18 protein-coding genes are annotated in these 20,727 nt (G+C 61.4%); 10 read left to right on the top strand and 8 right to left on the bottom strand.

The window, feature by feature from the left end:
* The 3 genes from BB029_RS12230 to BB029_RS12220 all read left to right on the top strand — a co-directional run.
* On the top strand, positions 1-537 hold a 537-nt coding region (locus BB029_RS12230), incomplete at its 5' end, for a topoisomerase DNA-binding C4 zinc finger domain-containing protein (RefSeq protein WP_174556997.1).
* A 205-nt stretch (positions 538-742) separates the two neighbouring features.
* Complete coding sequence (locus BB029_RS12225; protein ID WP_065939344.1) at positions 743-1,264, top strand: DUF6586 family protein; 522 nt, start codon at positions 743-745, stop codon at positions 1,262-1,264.
* Between the two features lie 118 nt (positions 1,265-1,382).
* Positions 1,383-1,616, top strand: a complete 234-nt coding sequence (locus BB029_RS12220; RefSeq protein WP_010212068.1) for a hypothetical protein — start codon at positions 1,383-1,385, stop codon at positions 1,614-1,616.
* Between the two features lie 100 nt (positions 1,617-1,716).
* Here the strand turns inward: BB029_RS12220 and sulA are convergent, their stop codons facing one another.
* Complete coding sequence (gene sulA, locus BB029_RS12215) at positions 1,717-2,190, bottom strand: SOS-induced cell division inhibitor SulA (protein ID WP_065939343.1); 474 nt, start codon at positions 2,188-2,190, stop codon at positions 1,717-1,719.
* A gap of 10 nt (positions 2,191-2,200) precedes the next feature.
* The gene (lexA, locus tag BB029_RS12210) at positions 2,201-2,809 is read right to left on the bottom strand and encodes a transcriptional repressor LexA (protein ID WP_003172575.1); all 609 of its coding nucleotides are present in this window, start codon (positions 2,807-2,809) and stop codon (positions 2,201-2,203) included.
* Positions 2,810-3,072: 263 nt separating this feature from the next.
* Between lexA and BB029_RS12205 the strand changes: the two genes are divergently transcribed.
* Positions 3,073-3,780, top strand: coding sequence for a TetR/AcrR family transcriptional regulator (locus BB029_RS12205; RefSeq protein WP_027604237.1), 708 nt, complete (start codon positions 3,073-3,075; stop codon positions 3,778-3,780).
* Positions 3,781-3,916: 136 nt separating this feature from the next.
* Positions 3,917-4,924, top strand: coding sequence for a beta-N-acetylhexosaminidase (nagZ, locus tag BB029_RS12200; protein ID WP_065939342.1), 1,008 nt, complete (start codon positions 3,917-3,919; stop codon positions 4,922-4,924).
* Here nagZ and BB029_RS12195 read toward each other — a convergent pair.
* The 3 genes from BB029_RS12195 to mfd are packed head-to-tail and all read right to left on the bottom strand — an operon-like array spanning position 4,921 to position 11,651.
* The gene (locus tag BB029_RS12195; RefSeq protein WP_065939341.1) at positions 4,921-7,614 is read right to left on the bottom strand and encodes a DEAD/DEAH box helicase; all 2,694 of its coding nucleotides are present in this window, start codon (positions 7,612-7,614) and stop codon (positions 4,921-4,923) included. The two genes, nagZ and BB029_RS12195, sit on opposite strands and share 4 nt — an antisense overlap.
* A 9-nt stretch (positions 7,615-7,623) precedes the next feature.
* Positions 7,624-8,190: a CsiV family protein gene (locus BB029_RS12190; protein ID WP_065928156.1), complete on the bottom strand. Its 567-nt coding sequence runs from the start codon at positions 8,188-8,190 to the stop codon at positions 7,624-7,626.
* A gap of 11 nt (positions 8,191-8,201) precedes the next feature.
* Positions 8,202-11,651, bottom strand: coding sequence for a transcription-repair coupling factor (mfd, locus tag BB029_RS12185; protein ID WP_065939340.1), 3,450 nt, complete (start codon positions 11,649-11,651; stop codon positions 8,202-8,204).
* Positions 11,652-11,991: 340 nt separating this feature from the next.
* Between mfd and BB029_RS12180 the strand changes: the two genes are divergently transcribed.
* Positions 11,992-13,455 carry a glyceraldehyde-3-phosphate dehydrogenase gene (locus BB029_RS12180; protein ID WP_027604232.1) on the top strand — a complete coding sequence of 488 codons (1,464 nt, stop codon included), beginning with the start codon at positions 11,992-11,994 and terminating at the stop codon, positions 13,453-13,455.
* Between the two features lie 336 nt (positions 13,456-13,791).
* On the opposite strand, the gene BB029_RS12175 is transcribed toward BB029_RS12180, so the two are convergent.
* Positions 13,792-14,325, bottom strand: a complete 534-nt coding sequence (locus tag BB029_RS12175; RefSeq protein WP_065939339.1) for a chalcone isomerase family protein — start codon at positions 14,323-14,325, stop codon at positions 13,792-13,794.
* Positions 14,326-14,559: 234 nt separating this feature from the next.
* Here BB029_RS12175 and sthA point away from each other — a divergent pair, with 234 nt between their 5' ends.
* Entirely contained in the window at positions 14,560-15,954 is a 1,395-nt protein-coding gene (gene sthA, locus BB029_RS12170; RefSeq protein ID WP_003189670.1) for a Si-specific NAD(P)(+) transhydrogenase, read from the top strand.
* A 42-nt stretch (positions 15,955-15,996) separates the two neighbouring features.
* Here the strand turns inward: sthA and BB029_RS12165 are convergent, their stop codons facing one another.
* The gene (locus BB029_RS12165) at positions 15,997-16,719 is read right to left on the bottom strand and encodes a glycerophosphodiester phosphodiesterase family protein (protein WP_027604230.1); all 723 of its coding nucleotides are present in this window, start codon (positions 16,717-16,719) and stop codon (positions 15,997-15,999) included.
* Between the two features lie 46 nt (positions 16,720-16,765).
* Positions 16,766-17,350: a PilZ domain-containing protein gene (locus BB029_RS12160; protein WP_027604229.1), complete on the bottom strand. Its 585-nt coding sequence runs from the start codon at positions 17,348-17,350 to the stop codon at positions 16,766-16,768.
* A gap of 94 nt (positions 17,351-17,444) precedes the next feature.
* Here BB029_RS12160 and BB029_RS12155 point away from each other — a divergent pair, with 94 nt between their 5' ends.
* From BB029_RS12155 to BB029_RS12145, 3 genes are read left to right on the top strand one after another with little or no spacing between them, the layout of a single operon-like run.
* Positions 17,445-18,695 carry a lipoprotein-releasing ABC transporter permease subunit gene (locus BB029_RS12155; RefSeq protein WP_027604228.1) on the top strand — a complete coding sequence of 417 codons (1,251 nt, stop codon included), beginning with the start codon at positions 17,445-17,447 and terminating at the stop codon, positions 18,693-18,695.
* A gap of 7 nt (positions 18,696-18,702) precedes the next feature.
* A complete protein-coding gene (gene lolD / locus BB029_RS12150; RefSeq protein ID WP_168166806.1) occupies positions 18,703-19,386 on the top strand; it encodes a lipoprotein-releasing ABC transporter ATP-binding protein LolD in 684 nt (227 codons plus the stop codon).
* A 58-nt stretch (positions 19,387-19,444) separates the two neighbouring features.
* Positions 19,445-20,689 carry a lipoprotein-releasing ABC transporter permease subunit gene (locus BB029_RS12145; RefSeq protein ID WP_065939337.1) on the top strand — a complete coding sequence of 415 codons (1,245 nt, stop codon included), beginning with the start codon at positions 19,445-19,447 and terminating at the stop codon, positions 20,687-20,689.
* Positions 20,690-20,727 lie beyond the last annotated feature (38 nt).

Genomic DNA, 20,727 nt, shown 5'->3' with positions numbered 1-20,727 from the left:
TACGAGATCGAAGAGGGCAGCTACCGCATCAAGGGTTACGAAGGCCCGAGCCTCGAATGCGACAAGTGCGGCAGCGAGATGCAGCTCAAGACCGGCCGTTTCGGCAAGTTCTTCGGTTGCACCAACCCGACCTGCAAGAACACACGCAAACTGCTGAAAAGCGGTGACGCGGCGCCGCCGAAAATGGACCCGGTGAAGATGCCGGAACTCAAGTGCGAGAAGGTCAACGACACCTACATCCTGCGTGACGGCGCCTCGGGCCTGTTCCTGGCGGCCAGCCAGTTCCCGAAAAACCGCGAGACCCGAGCGCCGTTGGTGCTGGAGATCGTGCCGCACAAGGACGAGATCGATCCGAAGTACCACTTCCTGTGTGAAGCGCCGAAGAAGGATCCTGATGGCCGCCCAGCCGTGATCCGCTACAGCCGCAAGACCAAGGAGCAGTACGTGCAGACCGAAGTGGACGGCAAGCCTACCGGCTGGAAAGCGTTCTACGACGGTGGCAAGTGGAAGGTCGAGGACAAGCGCCAGGGCGCTTGACCCGCTAGTCTGTTAACGTTAGAAGCCGTCTGTATAGACGGCTTTTGCTTGCTGTGGGAACGAGGAGGGCGCCTGGTCCTCGCTCGCGAAGGTTGTTAACGATTACGCGAAAAACCTGGCGCCAAACGGTGCTCTGAAGTTTTTCGCGAGCAAGCTCGCTCCTACATAGCCAGCATCACGCTTATTCGTTGTGGAGATTGCCGTTATGGCCAACGAGCTCTATACCCGTACCAATCAGAAAATTTATTTTGCGGGTTTGTCCCTGGAAGCCCTTGGCCGTGCCGAGGAGGGGAAGGAGATGAATGCGATTGCACTGGTCCAGGCCGGGCGTGAAGCCGCGTTGTTCCACCTGTATGGTGCGTTACTGGGCTTGTGTCATGAGATCGCCGGGTTCTACCGCTTGCCCCAGGCCGGTTCGCCCCGTGCGGAAATGATCATGAATCGTGAGGTGCTGGAAAGCATGGCGATCCCTGAGCTGGCCGAATTGGTGGAAATGGCGCAGAGCCCTGACAGCTGGGTCGCGCGTCTGCTTAAGGCCCATGCGGATATGTTTCAGCCGCCCCGTGTTCCCCATGTGCCCAAGGGCGATGTGACCCAGCCCTTGATTTTGGCCGTGGCGCTGGAAGAGGAAGAGCCCGAGCCACTGAGTCGCGAAGAGTTGGAAGGCTGGCGTCAGGCGCTGAAAAAGATGGCATTGCGCTTTCGTGAAGGTTTGAACGAGTGCTGAACGTTGGTCGGATTCACATGGCACCGTTCATCAAGCCGTAAAGAAACCTCTTCAGATCCTCAGCGAGGCCGGGCGGATGACTGATATAATCCCGGCCTTTCGTGGAGAACAGACTTTTATGCCGACGTCCTTTCTGGAAATTGTTGAGTTGCCTGACGGCCGAATCGAGCTGCGCCGGGCCGAGGACGAAGGTTCTCTGGTTATCCTGGATTTTTCCGAGGACGCCAAGGTGTTCCTGCAGGGCCAGCACGTGGAAGTGGCAAAAGCCATGTTGAGCGTTGGTGTGCAGATGGCCGGTCGCCTGGCAGAAGGCGAGCCCGAGAAAGAAGACGGCCCGCGCGTTCTTCACTGAGTGGGGCAAGTGGGTTCGCTGTTGTGGCAAGCCCGCTCACCACAGTAAGACCGTTCGCCACAACAGGCCCCTCCCCAGGGACAGCCTGCGGCACACCGAATTACCCCAATCGAATATTCAAGCTCTGTGCATCGCCGGTACGCGCTGCGCTGATCAGCTGTGCCTTGGCAGTGGCATTCAGCGGGTTGAGCCAGCTCACCACGGTGTGGCTACGGCCCAGGCGCAAGGCTTCACAGGTCAACTGCTGAGCACTTTGCGCACCGCGGGGTTGCAGTAACAGGATGCGCTCGCGATTAAGGCCGGCATCCCGTAGCCAGGCCTGGGTCAGGCTGGCGGGCGGGGCAATCAGCGTCAACCAGCGTGCATCCTGTTCCTCGCTCAGTTCACGAAGGATCGGCGCCAGCAGGCTCAGGCAGCTCCCAGCCGCACCGCGCAACGACAGTTCACTGAACGCCTCAGGTTCGGCGCCCCAGGGCGCCTCGACCGTTTCCTTGAGGATGGGCGCAAGGGGTTGGGCCATAAAGGCCTCGAACAGCGACAGTTGTGTGTGTTGGGGGGTGTGCACGAGCTGCATGATGCCTCCTTTAGCGGCGAATGACGCCGACGCTCAGGCCTTCGATCACCAGGTCCTGATCTTTCAGGTTCACTTCAATCGGGGCGAACTCAGGGTTCTCGGCCAGAAGCCAGACCTTGCTGCCTTCGCGCTTGAAGCGTTTGACGGTGACTTCATCGCCAATACGGGCGACGACGATCTGGCCGTTACGGGCTTCGCGGGTAGTGTGGACGGCCAGCAGGTCGCCATCGAAGATCCCTACGTCCTTCATGCTCATGCCGTGCACCCGTAACAGGTAGTCGGCGCGAGGGTGGAAGAAGGTCGGGTTGATGTTGCAGGATTCCTCGACGTGCTGCTGTGCCAGGATGGGCGCACCGGCGGCGACGCGACCGATGATCGGCAGTGTCGATTCGTCGGCCTTGGCTTCGAAGCCAGGGATGCGAATACCCCGTGAAGCACCGGGGGTCATCTCGATCGCGCCTTTGCGAGCGAGGGCCTTGAGGTGTTCTTCGGCGGCGTTGGGGGACTTGAACCCCAGTTCCAGCGCAATTTCGGCTCGTGTCGGCGGGTAGCCGTTGTCATCGAGGCAGCGCTTGATAAAAGCCAGAATCTCAGCTTGGCGTGGCGTCAGTTTTAGCATGTTGATCGCTCTGTCTTTTTATACAGTGACTGGGATTATATACAGTGGACTGCGCTTGGCAATCATCCTTTTCTACGCCTCCGCTGGACGGTCATTCGTTAGCTGTCCTACAAGGCAGAGATAGCGCTGCCTACAGACCTGGGAGTATGTGATTAAATAGCGATGAAATAGATGACTGCCCGGCCGGAAAGCGAACTTGCAGGCTTGACAAGACACACCCTGAAACGTATGTTTCAAACAAGTGTTTGTCAGGCGGAGTATCCATGGCCCAGTCGGAAACCGTTGAACGCATTCTCGATGCTGCCGAGCAATTGTTCGCGGAAAAAGGATTTGCTGAAACTTCATTGCGGCTGATCACCAGCAAAGCCGGGGTCAACCTCGCCGCAGTGAACTACCATTTCGGCTCGAAAAAGGCCCTGATCCAGGCGGTATTCTCGCGCTTCCTGGGGCCGTTCTGTGCCAGCCTGGACCGTGAACTCGAGCGCCGCCAGGCCAAGGCCGACCACAAGCCGACCCTGGAAGACCTGCTGGAAATGCTCGTGGAGCAGGCGCTGGTGGTTCAGCCACGCAGCGGCAATGACCTGTCGATCTTCATGCGCCTGCTGGGCCTGGCATTCAGCCAGAGCCAGGGCCACTTGCGCCGTTACCTGGAAGACATGTACGGCAAGGTATTCCGCCGCTATATGTTGCTGGTCAACGAAGCCGCCCCGCGTATTCCGCCTATCGAACTGTTCTGGCGCGTGCACTTCATGCTCGGTGCGGCCGCATTCAGCATGTCCGGGATCAAGGCGTTGCGTGCGATTGCCGAGACCGATTTCGGCGTAAATACTTCCATTGAGCAGGTCATGCGCCTGATGGTGCCATTCCTTGCCGCAGGTATGCGCGCTGAAACCGGCGTGACCGACTCGGCCATGGCTGCCGCCCAATTGCGCCCGCGCAGCAAATCCACGCCCGCTGCCGCCAAGGTTTGACCCCTCCGGGTGTGCGCGGCCGCTTGCATCCGCTAAGCTAGCTGCCCATGCCGAATTCAGCTATTTACTCGCAACCTGTTGTTCTCACTGCGCCTGGTGGGGTCAACGGGTTGTGTGCGTTATTTAAGGAAGGTTTATGACTGCTGCCCTGCAAGGTTCTTTGATGGTCGACGTGGCCGGTACTTGGCTGACGGCCGAGGACCGCCACCTGTTGCGCCAGCCTGAAGTCGGTGGCCTGATCATTTTTGCGCGCAATATCGAGCACCCACGGCAGGTGCGGGAATTGAGCGCGGCGATTCGTGCCGTGCGCCCGGACCTGCTGCTGGCGGTCGACCAGGAAGGCGGTCGCGTACAGCGCCTGCGCCAGGGGTTTGTGCGCCTGCCGGCCATGCGCGCGTTGGCGGACAACCCCAATGCCGAGTACCTGGCCGAGCAGTGCGGCTGGATCATGGCCACCGAAGTACTGGCGGTCGGTCTCGACCTGAGCTTCGCCCCGGTACTGGACCTGGACTACCAGCGCAGCGCCGTGGTCGGCACCCGTTCCTTCGAGGGCGATCCCGAGCGCGCCGCCGTGCTCGCCGGTGCCTTTATCCGAGGCATGAACAGCGCCGGCATGGCCGCCACCGGTAAACATTTCCCCGGCCATGGCTGGGCCGAGGCTGATTCCCACGTCGCGATTCCCAATGACGAACGCAGCCTGGAACAGATTCGCGCCAATGACCTGGTGCCTTTCGCACGCCTGAGCAAGCAGTTGGCGGCAGTGATGCCGGCGCATGTTATCTACCCGCAGGTGGATGCGCAGCCTGCCGGCTTCTCACGCCGCTGGTTGCAGGACATCCTGCGCGGCGAGTTGCAGTTCGATGGGGTGATTTTCAGCGATGACCTGTCGATGGCCGGTGCCCATGTGGTCGGCGACGCGGCCAGTCGGATCGAGGCGGCGCTGACCGCCGGTTGCGACATGGGGCTGGTGTGCAACGATCGTGCGGCGGCTGAGCTGGCGCTGAGTGCGGCGCAGCGCATGAAGGTCACGCCGTCGGCCCGCATCGTGCGTATGCGTGGGCAGGCGATTGCTTCGACTGACTACAAACAGGATCCGCGCTGGCTCATCGCACTTGGCGCTTTGCGGGATGCACAGCTGATCTAGCGCTTTTCCTGCTTATTGGGCAACGGCGCAAACAACGCCTCGATATCCTCGTTGCCCAACTGCCAATCCCCCGTCGTACGCCCATCCAGCACACCTGCTGCCAGGTCGGATTTTTCCTTCTGCAGGTGCTGGATTTTCTCTTCCACCGTGCCCCGCGCGATCATCTTGTACACGAACACCGGTTTCTCCTGGCCGATGCGGTATGCACGGTCGGTGGCCTGGTTTTCGGTGGCCGGGTTCCACCAAGGGTCGTAGTGAATCACGGTATCGGCTTCGGTCAGGTTCAGGCCCACGCCACCGGCCTTCAGGCTGATCAGGAAAATCTGCAACTTGCCACTCTGGAAATCCTTCACCGGTGTGCGCCGATCGCGGGTCTGGCCCGTCAACAGGGCGTAAGCGACACCGCGTTTTTTCAGCTCCACTTCGATCAGGCTCAACATCGAGGTGAACTGGGAAAACAACAGGATCCGGCGACCTTCCTCAAACAGCTCTTCGAGCATTTCCATCAGGCTGTCGAGCTTGCCCGAACTGCTGCCGCGGGTGGGCAGGGTCGCGTCGTTGACCAGGCGCAGGTCACAGCACACCTGGCGTAGCTTCAGCAGTGCTTCAAGGATGATGATCTGGCTGCGCGCCACGCCTTTGCGGGTGATTTCGTCGCGGACCTTTTTGTCCATGGCCAGGCGCATGGTCTCGTACACATCGCGCTGGGCCTCATTGAGGTCGACCCAGTGAATGATCTCGGTCTTGGGCGGCAGTTCCGTGGCCACCTGCTCCTTGGTGCGGCGCAGCAGGAAGGGTTTGATCCGACCGTTGAGGTGCTGCAATCGTACCTCGCTGGCGCGCTTTTCGATGGGAACGCGGTAGTCGCGGTTGAAGCTTTTGACGTCGCCCAGCCAGCCCGGCAGCAGAAAGTGGAACAGCGACCACAACTCGCCCAGGTGGTTTTCCAGCGGTGTGCCGCTCAAGCACAGGCGCTGCCGGGCATTCAGCTCGCGGGCGGCCTGGGCTGCCTTGCTGGAAGGGTTCTTGATGTACTGGGCTTCATCGAGGATCAGCACATGCAAGGGCAGGGCGGCCAGGTGCTCGATGTCCTTGGGCAGCAGCGCGTAGGTGGTCAACAGCAGGTCGTAGTCCTGCAGGCTGGCGAAGTGTTTTTTGCGCGTGGCCCCGTACAGCGCCAGCACCTTGAGTTGCGGGGTGAAGTGCGCCGCTTCGTCCAACCAGTTGGGGATCAGGCTGGTGGGCATCACCACCATGCACGGGCGGTCCAGGCGCCCGGCGATCTTTTCACTGAGGATATGCGCCAGGGTCTGCAGGGTTTTGCCCAGGCCCATGTCATCCGCAAGAATGCCGCCCACCTCCAGCTGGCGCAGCGACTGCATCCAGCTCAACCCTTCCAGTTGATAAGGCCGCAAGGTCGCATTCAGGCCTTCGGGCGCCACACAGGTGAAGTCCTTGATGTCCCGCAGGCGCTGGGCAAAGTTGCGGATCTTCTCGCCGCCCTCCCATTGCAGGGGCAGGTCTTCCAGCGGATTGAGGCGAATCGCATCGGCCTTGGCCAGGCGTAGCGTGGTGGTGCCGGGCTCCTGCAGGTAAAACTCACCGAGGGTGGCCAGTACCGGTTTCAGGCGGCCGTAGGGCAGGGCCACTTGCAGCGGGCCATGACCGCCATTGGGCAGGCCGGGGATATTCACCAGGATCAGCTCGTCATCGCGGCGCCGCGCGAGTTTTTCCGGGTTGAGGATCTCGGTGTGGGAGCGCATCAGGTTGAGCAGGATCGGCAGCAGGCTCAGGCGCTCACCGTTGACGATAATCCCCAGTTCCAGGTCGAACCAGTCGCGCTCGGGGCCTTCATCGACGGTGGCGTACCAGTCGTCGACCGCGCTCAGGTCAAACCCGAAGTCATCATCGATCTGCAGCTCCCAACCCTCGGCCCGCAGGGTCGGCGAGGCATTGAGGGTGAAGTTCAGCCAGGCGCTGTCATTGACCATCTCGAACAGCTCGCCGGCGCTTTCCGGCAAGGCCTTGCTCTGGCGCGTGGCGATCTTGAAACCGAGCAGGCGCAGTTGTTCGCGATAGGGCTGCTCCAGCTCTGGATGGCGCTTGATGCGCAGGCTCTGGGTTTCCTGGCGCACGATGATGTCGGCGTTCTTCTGCCCGCTGACATAGTTGCCCAGGTAGTTGAACGACAGCGCCGCACGGTGCTGGATATAGCGTTGCATCTTGCCGTTGCGCGGTTCAAACGCGCTGAACTCGACGCTGGCCAGCCACAGGCGCGGCACGGGCACCACATCCTCCATCACCACCTGCGGCAACACCACGCGGTTATCCAGCACGGCCTGGAGTTTTTCCAGCAACTCGGCATCCTGGGCGGCCGCCGGGTAGGCCAGGGTTTCCTGGACCTTGAGCAGCACCGCGGCGATGTGTTTGCAGTTGGTGTGCACCGGGCAGGTACAGCGGCTGTCCACCAGGATCAGCGCGCCTTTGGCCGATTCGCGCAATGAGATGGTCTGCCGGTAAACGTTGCCCCCCGAGCCTTCGCAACTGGCGATGATGGTGCTGTCGCCGGATTCGACGATGCGCACGCGGTTCTCCAGGGCATAGCGACGCCCGCGCTCCAGGCTTTGCTCTTTGAAGCGATTGGCCCATGAAGGGGCCAGGGGTTTGGTCAACGGCGACGTCAGGGGCATGGCGCTGGATCAGTCCTGAATGTCGGGCGGGGGTGCGCTGGGTGGCTTGGCGGTCAGCGAAGTGATCTTGATCAGCAGTGCCAGGTGGCCGCCATCCAGGTAGTTGAGCTGGTTGTTCTTGGTGCGCACGTCTTTCTGGCTCAGGTGTTCGCTGGCCACCACACTGCCGTTGCTGTCGAACGTGTTGAGCCAGAAGTCCGCATCGATATCCGTGAAGCGCCCCAGTTGCAGGCTCAACACCCCTTCGATGGGGAACTGGCCGAACTGCTCCTGGCCGTCAGTGATCGCGATCCTGACCGGCTGCTCGCCGAGGTTCTGTTCCCAGGCCTTGTGCGCCAGCACGGTGAAGCTGTTATCGGCGTTGAGTTTGTCGACGATATTGTTCAGGCGCGGCGGGCTCAGCCTGTCGCCCAACCGCTGGGCGCCCGCATCCCAGTTTTCCGGCGCAGCGCGGCTGTTGAGCGCCGGCTCCGCGTTCTGGCGTACCAGGATCATTTCCACCTGGTACGGACTGTCGGCAAATGCCGAAGGCGCGAGTACCACCAACAACAGGCTCAGAATGCGGAACAGGCGCATTGGGGCGTCCTTCAAGCAGATTTCGGGATGAGGCGCTCGAACAACGCCTCCAATGTATTAAAGCGTTCTTCGGCACGTTCCATCGGCACCATGAACTTGAACAGCGTAGCCCCTTCGAACTTGTAGCGATTGGGCTGGCCCTGGATCAGCTTGATCAGCACCAGTGGGTCCACCGGTGTCTGCGCTTCGAACTCGATACGCCCGCCTTGCGGCCCGGCGTCGACTTTCTTGATCCCAAGCTGCTCGGCCTGCAATTTGAGCAGGGTCAGGCGCACCAAGTTCTTGGTCGGCTCGGGCAGCAGGCCGAAGCGGTCGATCATCTCCACCTGCAGGTCCTTGAGGCCCTCTTCGTCGGTGGCCGAGGCGATGCGCTTGTACAGGATCAGGCGTGCATGCACATCCGGCAGGTAGTCTTCGGGGATCAACGCCGGCAAGCGCAGGTTGATTTCCGGACCGCCGCCCAGGGGCTGGTCGAGGTTTGGCTGCTCGCCCTTGCGGATGGCTTTCACCGCGCGTTCGAGCATCTCCATATACAGGGTGAAGCCGACGGCCTGGATCTGCCCGCTCTGGCCATCGCCCAGCAGTTCGCCGGCACCGCGGATTTCCAGGTCGTTGGTGGCCAGCACAAAACCGGCGCCCAGGTCCTGGGTGTTAGCGATCGCTTCCAGGCGCTTCTCGGCGTCCCCGGTGATCTGCTGGCGGGGCGGCGTCAGCAGGTAGGCATACGCCTGGTGGTGACTACGTCCAACCCGGCCGCGCAGCTGATGCAGCTGGGCCAGGCCGAACTTGTCCGCCCGCTCGATGATGATGGTGTTGGCGCTAGGCACGTCGATGCCGGTCTCGATGATGGTCGAGGCGATCAGCACGTTGAAGCGCTTGTGGTAGAAGTCGCTCATCACCTGTTCGAGATCGCGTTCGCGCATCTGCCCGTGGCCGATGGCGATGCGTGCTTCCGGCACCAGTTCGGCGAGGTCGGCGGCGCATTTCTCGATGGTTTTTACGTCGTTGTGCAGGTAGTACACCTGGCCGCCGCGCAGCAATTCCCGCAGCAGCGCTTCCTTGACTGTGCTTTTGTTCTGCTCCATCACGAACGTGCGCACCGACAGGCGCCGCGCCGGCGGCGTGGCGATGATCGACAGGTCGCGCATGCCCGACACCGCCATGTTCAGCGTGCGCGGAATCGGCGTGGCGGTGAGGGTAAGAATGTCGACTTCGCTGCGCAGGGCCTTGAGCTGTTCTTTCTGACGCACACCGAAGCGGTGTTCTTCGTCGATGATCACCAGGCCCAGGTTCTTGATCTTTACATCGTCCGACAGCAGCTTGTGCGTGCCGATCACGATGTCGATCTTGCCTTCCGCGAGGTCGGCGACCGCCGCGTTGACTTCCTTGGCGGACTTGAAGCGGCTCATCACTTCCACGGTCACCGGCCAGTCGGCAAAGCGGTCGCGGAAGCTGTTGTAGTGTTGCTGGGCGAGCAGGGTGGTCGGCACCAGGATCGCCACTTGCTTGCCGCCGTGTACCGCAATAAAGGCTGCGCGCATGGCCACTTCGGTCTTGCCGAAGCCCACGTCGCCGCACACCAGGCGGTCCATCGGCTTGGGCGCGAGCATGTCGGCGCGCACCGCTTCGATGGTGGTTTGCTGGTCCGGGGTTTCTTCGAAGGCGAAGCCGGCACTGAAGGTGGCGTAGTCGGCCTTCGGGTCGGCGAAGGCATACCCTTCGCGCGCCGCACGACGGGCATAGATGTCGAGCAGTTCGGCGGCGACATCGCGCACTTGCTCGGCGGCCTTGCGCTTGGCTTTCTGCCAGGTCTCGGAACCCAGGCGGTGCAACGGCGCCAGGGCGTCGTCGCTACCGGTATAGCGGGCGATCAGGTGCAGGTTGGCCACCGGCACGTAGAGCTTGGCGCCCTCGGCGTATTCCATGGTGAGGAATTCGGCGGCCTGGTTGTCGATCTCCAGGGTCTGCAGGCCCAGGTAGCGGCCGACACCGTGGTCGATATGCACCACCGGCGCGCCTTCGCGCAGTTCCGTGAGGTTTTTGATCACCGCATCGTTGTTGGCGTCGGCGCGCTTTTCACGGCGGCGACGCTGCATCACGCGCTGGCCGAACAGCGGGCTCTCGGCGATCAGCGCGAGCGCCGGGTCATCCAGCAGCAGGCCTTCGTCCAGTGGCGCGATGGTGATCGCCAGGCGCTCTTTGCCGGCGACAAAATCCGGCCAGCTGTCGACGGTTTTCGGCCGCAGCTTCAGGCGTTCCAGCAGCTCCAGCAGCACTTCACGGCGCCCGGCGGACTCGGCGGTGAACAGCACGCGGCCGGGGAAGTCGCCGAGGAAGTTCGAGAGTGCTTCCAGGGGTTGCGTGGCTTTGGCCTGGATCGCCAGGTCCGGCAGCGTCGCCGCCGGGAAACGCTCGCGGCCGCTGCCGGTATCCACATCCTGCTGGCTGGCGACCACGCGCGGCCAGTTCTTCAGGCGGGCGAAGCAGTCTTCCACCGGCAGGAACAATTCGGCAGGCGGCAGTAAAGGCCGGGAAGGATCGACGCGGCGCTCTTCATAACGGTTGCGCACGTCGTTCCAGAAGTTTTCCGCCGCCTGTTCGATGCCCGGCAACGAGAACACTTGGGTGTCCTGGGGCAGGTAGTCGAACAGGGTGGAGGTTTCGTCGAAGAACAGCGGCAGGTAGTACTCGATGCCGGCCGGGGTAATCCCGCTGCTCAAGTCCTGGAAGATCGGGCAGCGGCGGAAGTCCACGTCAAAGCGTTCACGGAAGCGCGCCTTGAAGCGCGTGACCGCGTCCTTTTGCAGCGGGAACTCCCGTGCCGGCAGCAGCTTGATCGACTCGACCTTGTCGATGGACCGCTGGTTTTCCGGGTCGAAGGTGCGCAGGGTCTCGATTTCGTCATCGAACAGGTCGATGCGGTACGGCAACTTGCTGCCCATGGGGAACAGGTCGATCAGTGCACCACGCACGGCGAATTCACCGTGTTCATACACCGTGTCGACGCAGCGGTAGCCGCTGGCTTCGAGGCGCGTGCGCATCTGTTCCACGTCGAGCTTCTGGCCGATATCCAGCACCAGGCTGCTGCCCAGCAGGAACTTGGTCGGCGCCAGGCGGTGCAGGGCGGTGGTGATCGGCACCACCAACACACCGTGGGCCAGTTCCGGCAGGCGGTACAGGCTGGCGATGCGCTGGGAGATGATGTCCTGGTGCGGCGAGAACAGGTCGTAGGGCAGGGTTTCCCAGTCGGGAAAATGCAGCACCGGCAAATCGGGGGCGAAGAAGCTCAGCTCCTGCTCCAACCGTTCGGCGCTTTGGCTGTCGGCGGTAAGCAGCAGGGTAAAGCGCTTGGCTGCGCTGGCAGCCTCGGCAATGGCCAGGCTCAGGGCGGCACCGGGCAGGTTGCCCCAGTGCTGTTTACCTGCCGCGGCAGGGAGAAGCGGTAGACGCAGAACGGGCACGGAAGGTTGAGCTCCAAGCGTTGCGACAAAGTCGGTAATTGTAACGGCCCGAGGTGCCGCCTGTCAGTTGCTGACTGAGCCTATTACGGTTTGTAGGAAATGTAGTGGCTAAGACAAACAAAGCAGCCTTTTGACTCATTATGTAGTGCCGTTTTGCACGGATGTTTCGGAGGGTTACGGACAAGTTGGCGGCACTGCGCCATTGGTGGCCTTCTGAAACCCGCGTGTTTCCTGGCCTGTAGCGGGGTGGTATTTTTTTGCAAGGGCTTTTTGTTGTGGCTGGCGCATTGCTCAACGGGCGGTCGGACGACATAATGTAGCCCCTTTTTTCAGCCCCTACATGTGGAAGGTTCCCGTGACTCAGAAGCCCGACCAGTGTCTTGGTGAATGGATCGACCGTGAAGCACTCGCAGAAGCGATGATCCCGCTTATCGGTCAGCTGTACCGCAATAACAATGTGGTGAGCTCGATCTATGGCCGCAGCCTGATCAACCAATCAGTCATCGCGATTCTCAAGGCGCATCGCTTTGCTCGCCATCGTTCCGCCGACGACAGCGAACTCTCCGTCCACGAAACATTCCCCCTGCTCAAGGCCATGAGCGAGCTCAAGCTCGGCGCGGCTTCGGTAGACCTGGGCAAGCTGGCCTACAAATTCCGCAAGGAAGGTGCCGGCCGCAGCGCCGAGCAGTTCGTGCGTGAAGAAATGGCCGATGTGGTGGGCCAGCAAAACGCCGCTGCCCGCAAAGGCACCGACGTTGTCCTCTACGGCTTCGGTCGTATCGGCCGTCTGCTGGCGCGCATCCTGATCGAAAAAACCGGTGGCGGCGACGGCCTGCGCCTGCGTGCCATCGTGGTGCGCAAAGGCGCCGAGAACGACCTGACCAAACGCGCCAGCCTGCTGCGCCGCGATTCGGTACACGGTTCGTTCAACGGCACCATCACCATCGACGAAGAAAACAACACCATCACCGCCAACGGTAACCTGATCCAGGTGATCTACGCGAAGAACCCGACCGAGGTGGACTACACCCAGTACGGCATCAAGGACGCCCTGCTGGTGGACAACACCGGCGTATGGCGTGATGCCGAAGGCCTGGGCCAGCACCTGGCCTGCCCGGGCATCGACCGCGTCGTACTGACCGCGCCTGGCAAAGGCAAGCTCAAGAACATCGTGCATGGCATCAACCACGGTGAAATCACCGCTGACGACAAGATCGTGTCCGCCGCCTCCTGCACCACCAACGCCATCGTGCCGGTGCTCAAGGCTGTGAATGACAAGTTCGGCATCGTCAACGGCCACGTTGAAACCGTTCACTCGTACACCAACGACCAGAACCTGATCGACAACTTCCACAAGGGCGATCGCCGTGGCCGCAGCGCCGCGCTGAACATGGTCATCACCGAGACCGGTGCCGCCACCGCCGCTGCCAAGGCCTTGCCTGAGCTGGCCGGCAAGCTGACCGGTAACGCGATCCGTGTGCCGACGCCGAACGTGTCGATGGCCATTCTCAACCTGAACCTTGAGAAAGCCGCTACCCGTGAAGAGATGAACGAGTACCTGCGCTACATGGCGCTGCACTCCGACCTGCACAAGCAAATCGACTTCGTCAATTCCCAGGAAGTGGTGTCCACCGACTTCGTTGGCTCGCGCCACGCCGGTGTGGTGGACGCGGAAGCGACCATTACCCAGGACAACCGCGTTGTACTGTACGTCTGGTACGACAACGAGTTCGGCTACAGCTGCCAGGTGGTTCGCGTGATGGAAGACATGGCCGGGGTCAACCCGCCTGCGTTCCCGCGCTAAGCCTTAGCACTGAATGAAAAAGCCCCGACTGGTTCGGGGCTTTTTCATGGCTGCTGGTTTTGTGTTGTCGAGCAGGGCCTCATCGGGAGCAAGCTCCCTCCCACATTTGAATGTATTCACAAGTCGACATGTGGGAGGGGTTAATGCCAGTCAGTTAAGGCTTTTTGTAGGAGCGAGCTTGCTCGCGAAAAACTCACAGGCGCCGCGTTCATTCAGGAAGCATGCGTTATCGTTGACGTTTTTCGCGAGCAAGCTCGCTCCTACAGGAGGCAATGTACGCTTAACTGACTGGCGTTAGGGCTTGCCCCCGATAGCGATCGTTCAGTGGATGCATACTCATTTCAGCAGTTTGCCGCGCAAGTCATCGGACAAACCCTTGGGTGCCAGCCAAATGCCCAGGTAGGCCCTTGCCAGCGCGTCATTGCGGCTGCTGAACACCACCTGCCCATTGATCTCCAGATTCAGGCCACGGCCCGGACGAAAGTCCAGGGCGTAGCGATCACCGCTGCGGATGTTACGAAAGCTGGCGTGCAACTGGTCGACTTCAAGCCTCAGGCGAGGGCTGGCTTGCTGGCGCTCCAAGGTGGCCATCGCCGCCTTGATCACATCGTTGCGGTCGATGTCGCGAAAGTAATACAACACAAGGCGCAGCGGCTGTTGCGAGTCCCGTGCCTGCCTGGCGCTCACAGTCTGCGGGGCATACAGCGCAGCCGCGTACACATCCGCCCAGAGGTAGGTGAACACCGTCTGGTTTTTCAGCGCCAGTCCATGGGCTTGCGCAGGAAAATCGGCTTGCCGGAGGCGGTCTGCCTCATTCGCATGCACCACAACCGAAAAAATCATCATTAAACAGAAAACGACATGCCGCATAATGACCCGTCCTGCAAAGGTGCGTGTCAGCAGTGTAATGCCGGTTTCCTGTTCCTGTAGTAAAGGCAAAACTGGCCTACGACGCGACCAAGGGTTAATGTGCGCGGCGTTGAGCCTTATATAGACTGTGCCCCGGTTCACACACTTGAGCCAAATTGTCCTTCATGACCGCTGGCCGCGGCATGATTTAGCCAGGCGTCCAACCGTGCGCCTGGCCTGTTCTGAGGAGTACGCATGGCTGTCTACAACTACGACGTGGTGGTACTGGGTTCCGGCCCGGCTGGAGAAGGTGCGGCGATGAACGCCGCGAAGGCAGGGCGCAAGGTGGCGATGGTCGATAGCCGTCGCCAGGTCGGCGGTAACTGCACCCACCTGGGCACCATCCCGTCCAAGGCTTTGCGTCACTCGGTGCGCCAGATCATGCAGTTCAACACCAACCCGATGTTCCGGGCCATTGGTGAGCCGCGCTGGTTCTCGTTCCCGGACGTGCTGAAAAGCGCCGAGAAGGTCATCTCCAAGCAAGTCGCTTCGCGCACCGGCTACTACGCCCGTAACCGTGTCGACCTGTTCTTCGGCACCGGCAGCTTCGCCGACGAGCAAACCGTCGAAGTGGTGTGCGCCAACGGCGTGGTCGAGAAGCTGGTGGCCAAGCACATCATCATCGCCACCGGTTCGCGCCCGTATCGCCCGGCGGACATCGATTTCCACCACCCGCGTATCTACGATAGCGACACCATCCTCAGCCTGGGCCATACCCCGCGCAAGCTGATCATCTACGGCGCCGGCGTGATCGGCTGTGAATACGCCTCGATCTTCAGTGGCCTGGGCGTGCTGGTGGAGCTGGTGGACAACCGCGACCAGTTGCTGAGCTTCCTCGACTCGGAAATTTCCCAGGCGTTGAGCTACCACTTCAGCAACAACAACATCACCGTGCGTCACAACGAAGAATACGAGCGGGTCGAAGGCCTGGACAACGGCGTGATCCTGCACCTCAAGTCCGGCAAGAAGATCAAGGCCGATGCCTTGCTGTGGTGCAACGGCCGTACCGGCAACACCGACAAGCTCGGCATGGAAAACATCGGGGTCAAGGTCAACAGCCGTGGCCAGATCGAAGTCGACGAGAACTATCGCACCTGCGTGCCGAACATCTACGGTGCCGGTGACGTGATCGGCTGGCCAAGCCTGGCCAGTGCGGCGCATGACCAGGGCCGTTCGGCGGCCGGCAGCATTGTCGACAACGGCAGCTGGCGTTATGTGAACGACGTGCCGACCGGGATCTACACGATTCCCGAGATCAGCTCGATCGGCAAGAACGAGCACGAACTGACCAAGGCCAAGGTGCCTTACGAAGTGGGCAAGGCGTTCTTCAAGAGCATGGCGCGTGCGCAGATCGCCGGTGAGCCGCAAGGCATGCTCAAGATCCTGTTCCACCGCGAAACCCTGGAAGTCCTCGGCGTGCATTGCTTCGGCTACCAGGCTTCGGAGATCGTGCACATCGGCCAGGCGATCATGAACCAGCCGGGTGAGCAAAATACCCTCAAGTATTTCGTCAACACCACGTTCAACTACCCGACCATGGCCGAAGCCTATCGGGTAGCGGCCTACGACGGCCTCAACCGGCTTTTTTGAGCGGCTCCGGCCGGTGGCCTGAGCCGGCCGGGGAGACCGATTTCAGTAATTCTCGAGGGTGGCAGTGGCCAAACCGGGAAAGTCTGTAATCAGGCTATCTACGCCGAAGTCGGCGAGCCTGCGCATCAGCGCAGGTTCGTTGACTGTCCATACGGACACGTGCAGGCCCTGGCGCTGGGCTTTTTCCAGACGCTCGGGGGTGCACAACGTCCAGTTCAACGCCAGCATCTCACAGCCGTAGTTCTGCGCGACCTTCAGCGGGTCGAGCCAGGCATATTCGGCGACCAGCCCGCGTGACAGGTCGGGGGTGAGTTCAACCGCTGCTTTCAACACTTCCCGCGAGCTTGAGGTTACGGTGACCTTGTCCATCAGGCCGAAACGCACGGCCATCTCACGGATGGCCAGCACGGTGGTCGCGGCACGGGTGCGCGAGGCGCTTTTGACTTCCAGTTGCCAGTGATCGAAGTCGCACTGTTCGAACAGCTCTTCCAGGCGCGGAATCGGGCAAGGCTTGACCCAGCCCGGGCCGCCTTTGCGCGCGTCCATCTTCACCAGGTCTGCCGCCGAATACTCGACGACTTTGCCGCGCCGGTCGGTGGTGCGCTTGAGGGTCGGGTCGTGGATGACCATCAGCTCGCCGTCCATGGACAGGTGCAAATCCAGTTCGCAGCGGCGTACACCGTGCTTGAGACACGCCTGGAAGCTGGTCAGGGTGTTTTCCGGTGCTTCGCCTTTGGCACCGCGGTGGCCGTAGATCAGGGTCACAGTTGCTCCTTTACGCCAGCTTGTCTGGCAGGGTGAATTCGAGAGTTCAGGTGTCTTGGGCGTCGCTCTGTTCCCGTGCCAGGCGCCGTTCCTGCGCCTGTTTCTGCAGGATGTAGCGCGCCAGCAGCTGGCGTTGGGCATCGGTCATGGCTTCGAATTCCGTGCCGACGTCGAAGCCTGTGCCCTTGGGATCGCAATGGGTGACCCGCGCGCGCAGCAGCAGGCCGAGCGCCTGGGGCATCAGCACCAGCTTGACCGCCAGGTGTGCACCCACCGTCAGGGGGGAGGGGTGTTGGAAATCGATGCCGCCTTCGGAAATGATCACCGGCTGCGGGGCGCCGACCTCATCCAGCAGGCCGCGGGCCATGATTTGGCTGAGCAAATCCAGGCGTTTGTTCTGCACGCGAAGAAAGGCTACAAGGGTGCGATCCTTCTCGCTGAGCTGGCGCAACAGGTGCTGGGCTTCAAATTCGCTCAGGTGCAGTTCACTGAGCAGATTGAACAGCGGTGAATCATCCAGCAACACTTCCTTGCTCGCCGCTTCGGGGGCAGACAGGCTTTTGATTTGGAGTGCGATCATGTCGTCGATACGGTAGTATTCGCGGCGCTCTTCTTCATCTAATGTCGACATGGCGAACCCCAGGTAACGGTAATGGTCTGAGTGTAAAGCTGCTTACCAGACCCCGCCACCGGGACGTCTTCTTTTCCTCCGAACAAGCCCCGACATGTTCAGACCTCTCTTCGTATTTATTGGCACGCGTTATACCCGTGCAAAGCGTCGCAATCATTTTGTGTCGTTCATTTCCTTGACCTCGATGATCGGTCTCGCCCTTGGCGTGGTCGTGATGATCGTGGTGCTGTCGGTGATGAACGGCTTCGATCATGAAATGCGCACCCGTGTGCTGGGCATGGTGCCCCACGCGACCATCGAGGGCGATGCGCCCATCAGCGACTGGCAAAGCCTGGCCGCCAAGGTCAAGCAGAACCCCAAAGTGGTGGCCGTGGCGCCATTTACCCAGATGCAGGGGTTGCTGACCAACGACGGCAAGGTGCAGAAAATCCTGCTCAATGCCATCGACCCGGCCCAGGAACGCAACGTCTCGATCATCGACAAGTTCATGTTGCAGGGCAAACTCGACGATCTGGCCCCCGGCAGTTTTGGCATTGTCATCGGTGACAAGGCGGCGGCCAAGCTCGGCGTAGGCATCGGCGACAAGCTGACCTTCGTCGCGCCGGAAGTCACCGTGACGCCGGCCGGCATGTTCCCGCGCATGAAGCGCTTTACCGTGGTCGGCACCTTCCACGTCGGCGCCGGCGAGATCGACGGCTACCTCGGCCTGACCAACCTCACCGACCTGGCCCGCCTGCATCGCTGGCAGCCGGACCAGGTGCAAGGCCTGCGCCTGAAGTTCAACGACCTGTTCGATGCCCCGCGCGGCGCCTGGGAAATCGCCCAGCACCTGGGTGAAAGCCAGTACTACGCCCGCGACTGGACCCGCACCCACGGCAACCTGTACCAGGCCATCCGCATGGAAAAAGCCATGATCGGCCTGCTGTTGCTGCTGATCGTCGCCGTTGCCGCCTTCAACATCATCTCCACGCTGGTGATGGTGGTGAATGACAAGAAGGGCGACATCGCCATCCTGCGCACCCTCGGCGCCACGCCGGGGCAGATCATGGCGATCTTCATGGTGCAGGGCACCGTGATCGGCGTGGTCGGCACCTTGATCGGCACCGCGGTAGGCATTTTGGCCGCGCTGAACGTCAGTGCCGCCATCGCCTTGCTTGAAAAGGTGATCGGCCACAAGTTCCTCAACGCCGACGTCTACTTCATCGATTACCTGCCGTCCCAGGTGCAAGCCCAGGACGTGCTGATGGTGGGCGGCGCCGCGTTGGTCCTGAGTTTCCTTGCCACCCTGTATCCAGCCTGGCGCGCGGCACGTACCCAGCCAGCACAGGCCTTACGTTATGAGTGAATCGGGCATGAGTGAAAAAGCAATCCTGAGCTGCCGCAACCTGGGCAAATCCTACGAGGAAGGCCCGGAGTCGGTCGTGGTGCTGTCCAACCTGCAACTGGAACTGCATCCCGGCGAGCGCGTGGCGATCGTCGGCAGTTCCGGTTCCGGCAAAAGTACCTTGCTCAACCTGTTGGGCGGCCTCGATACGCCGTCCCAGGGCAGCGTATGGCTGGCCGGTGAAGAACTGTCGGCCCTGAATGAAAAGGCCCGTGGCCAGTTGCGCAACCGCTCGTTGGGCTTTGTGTACCAGTTCCACCACCTGTTGCCGGAATTCACCGCCCTGGAAAACGTGTGCATGCCGCTGTTGATCGGCAAGACCGCGATCCCGGAAGCCGGCCAGCGCGCCAAGGCGTTGCTCGAGCGCGTCGGCCTCGGCCATCGCCTGGAGCACAAGCCGGCCGAACTGTCCGGCGGTGAGCGCCAGCGTGTGGCGATTGCCCGTGCCCTGGTGAACAACCCGGGGCTGGTGATGCTCGACGAGCCCACCGGCAACCTCGACTCCCACACCGCCCAGGGCATCAAGGACTTGATGCTGGAACTGAGCACCCAGATGCGCACTGCGTTCCTGGTGGTGACCCATGACATGAGCATGGCCCGTCAGATGGACCGTGTGCTGCACCTGCAGGAAGGTCATCTGGTCGCCATCTGACCTGTTTCAAGCCCGGTGCCTGACGCCGGGTTTTCTATTTTTCCAACGGTGCCCGCGAATGTTCAGACCGTTATCGATTTTCATCGGCACGCGCTATACCCGCGCCAAGCGCCGCAACCGCTTTGTTTCGTTTATCTCGATGACCTCGATGATCGGCCTCGCCCTGGGCGTGCTGGCGATGATCGTGGTGCTGTCGGTGATGAACGGCTTCCAGCGCGAAATGAGCTCGCGCATCCTTGGCATGGTGCCTCACGCCACTGTCGTCGGGGTGAATCCGATCGACGATTGGCAGCCGGTGGCCGCTGCGGCGATGAAAAATCCGCAAGTGACTGCCGCCGTACCGTTCACGCAGATGGACGGCATGTTCTCCTACAAGGGCGCGATGCAGCCGATTGAGATCAGCGGCGTCGACCCAGCCCAGGAAGGCAAGGTGTCGATCGTGGCCCAGCATATCGTGCAGGGCAAACTGGAAGACCTGAAGCCCGGCGAGTTCGGCGTGGTGGTCGGCGAAATCACCGCCCGGCGTTTTCGCCTGAATGTGGGTGACAAACTGACCCTGATCGTCCCGGAAATCAGCAGTGCGCCGGGGGGGATCACTCCGCGCATGCAGCGTCTGAATGTAGTGGGGATCTTCAAGGTCGGCGCCGAGCTGGATGGCTCCATGGCCCTGATCCACATGGCTGACGCCGCCGAGATACAGCATTGGCAGCCGAACCAGGTGCAGAGCGTGCGCCTGGCGTTGAAAGACCTGTACGCAGCGCCCAAGGTCTCGGCGGACATCGCCGCCAGCCTCGGCAGCGGCTACAAGCCCGATGACTGGACCCACACCCAGGGCAGCCTGTTCAGCGCGATGAAGATGGAAAAGACCATGATCGGCCTGTTGTTGCTGATGATCGTCGCGGTCGCGGCGTTCAACATCATCGCCACGCTGATCATGGTGGTGAACGACAAGGGTGCGGACATCGCGATCCTGCGCACCATCGGCGCCACGCCACGGCAGATCATGGCGATTTTCATGGTGCAGGGCACGGTGATCGGCATTGTCGGCACCTTGATCGGCGGCGTGCTGGGGGTGATTGCGGCGCTGAACGTGAGTGAGCTGGTGGGCTGGCTGGAGCGGGTGAGCGGGCAGCATATCTTCAGTTCGGATGTGTACTTCGTCAGCAACCTGCCTTCGGAGCTGCAAAGTGGCGATGTGGTGCTGATTTGTACGGCCGGGTTTGTGTTGAGCTTCATGGCGACGATTTACCCGGCGTATCGGGCGGCGAAGATTGAGCCGGCACATGCCCTTAGGTATTCGTAGTCTTTAAGACCGCTATCGGGGGCAAGCCCCCGATAGGG

Source organism: Pseudomonas sp. S3E12 (assembly GCF_001702295.1).
GTDB lineage: Bacteria > Pseudomonadota > Gammaproteobacteria > Pseudomonadales > Pseudomonadaceae > Aquipseudomonas > Aquipseudomonas marginalis.
Note: the sequence above shows the minus strand (reverse complement) of the source record. Positions and strands in the feature narration are given on the sequence as shown.

Bases quoted from the DNA above. Each gene is read 5' to 3' on its own strand.
- BB029_RS12225 (WP_065939344.1), top strand. From the start codon at position 743: ATGGCCAACGAGCTCTATACCCGTACCAATCAGAAAATTTATTTTGCG.
- BB029_RS12220 (WP_010212068.1), top strand. From the start codon at position 1,383: ATGCCGACGTCCTTTCTGGAAATTGTTGAGTTGCCTGACGGCCGAATC.
- sulA (WP_065939343.1), bottom strand. From the start codon at position 2,190: ATGCAGCTCGTGCACACCCCCCAACACACACAACTGTCGCTGTTCGAG.
- lexA (WP_003172575.1), bottom strand. From the start codon at position 2,809: ATGCTAAAACTGACGCCACGCCAAGCTGAGATTCTGGCTTTTATCAAG.
- BB029_RS12205 (WP_027604237.1), top strand. From the start codon at position 3,073: ATGGCCCAGTCGGAAACCGTTGAACGCATTCTCGATGCTGCCGAGCAA.
- nagZ (WP_065939342.1), top strand. From the start codon at position 3,917: ATGACTGCTGCCCTGCAAGGTTCTTTGATGGTCGACGTGGCCGGTACT.
- BB029_RS12195 (WP_065939341.1), bottom strand. From the start codon at position 7,614: ATGCCCCTGACGTCGCCGTTGACCAAACCCCTGGCCCCTTCATGGGCC.
- BB029_RS12190 (WP_065928156.1), bottom strand. From the start codon at position 8,190: ATGCGCCTGTTCCGCATTCTGAGCCTGTTGTTGGTGGTACTCGCGCCT.
- BB029_RS12180 (WP_027604232.1), top strand. From the start codon at position 11,992: ATGTGGAAGGTTCCCGTGACTCAGAAGCCCGACCAGTGTCTTGGTGAA.
- BB029_RS12175 (WP_065939339.1), bottom strand. From the start codon at position 14,325: ATGCGGCATGTCGTTTTCTGTTTAATGATGATTTTTTCGGTTGTGGTG.
- sthA (WP_003189670.1), top strand. From the start codon at position 14,560: ATGGCTGTCTACAACTACGACGTGGTGGTACTGGGTTCCGGCCCGGCT.
- BB029_RS12160 (WP_027604229.1), bottom strand. From the start codon at position 17,350: ATGTCGACATTAGATGAAGAAGAGCGCCGCGAATACTACCGTATCGAC.
- BB029_RS12155 (WP_027604228.1), top strand. From the start codon at position 17,445: ATGTTCAGACCTCTCTTCGTATTTATTGGCACGCGTTATACCCGTGCA.
- lolD (WP_168166806.1), top strand. From the start codon at position 18,703: ATGAGTGAAAAAGCAATCCTGAGCTGCCGCAACCTGGGCAAATCCTAC.
- BB029_RS12145 (WP_065939337.1), top strand. From the start codon at position 19,445: ATGTTCAGACCGTTATCGATTTTCATCGGCACGCGCTATACCCGCGCC.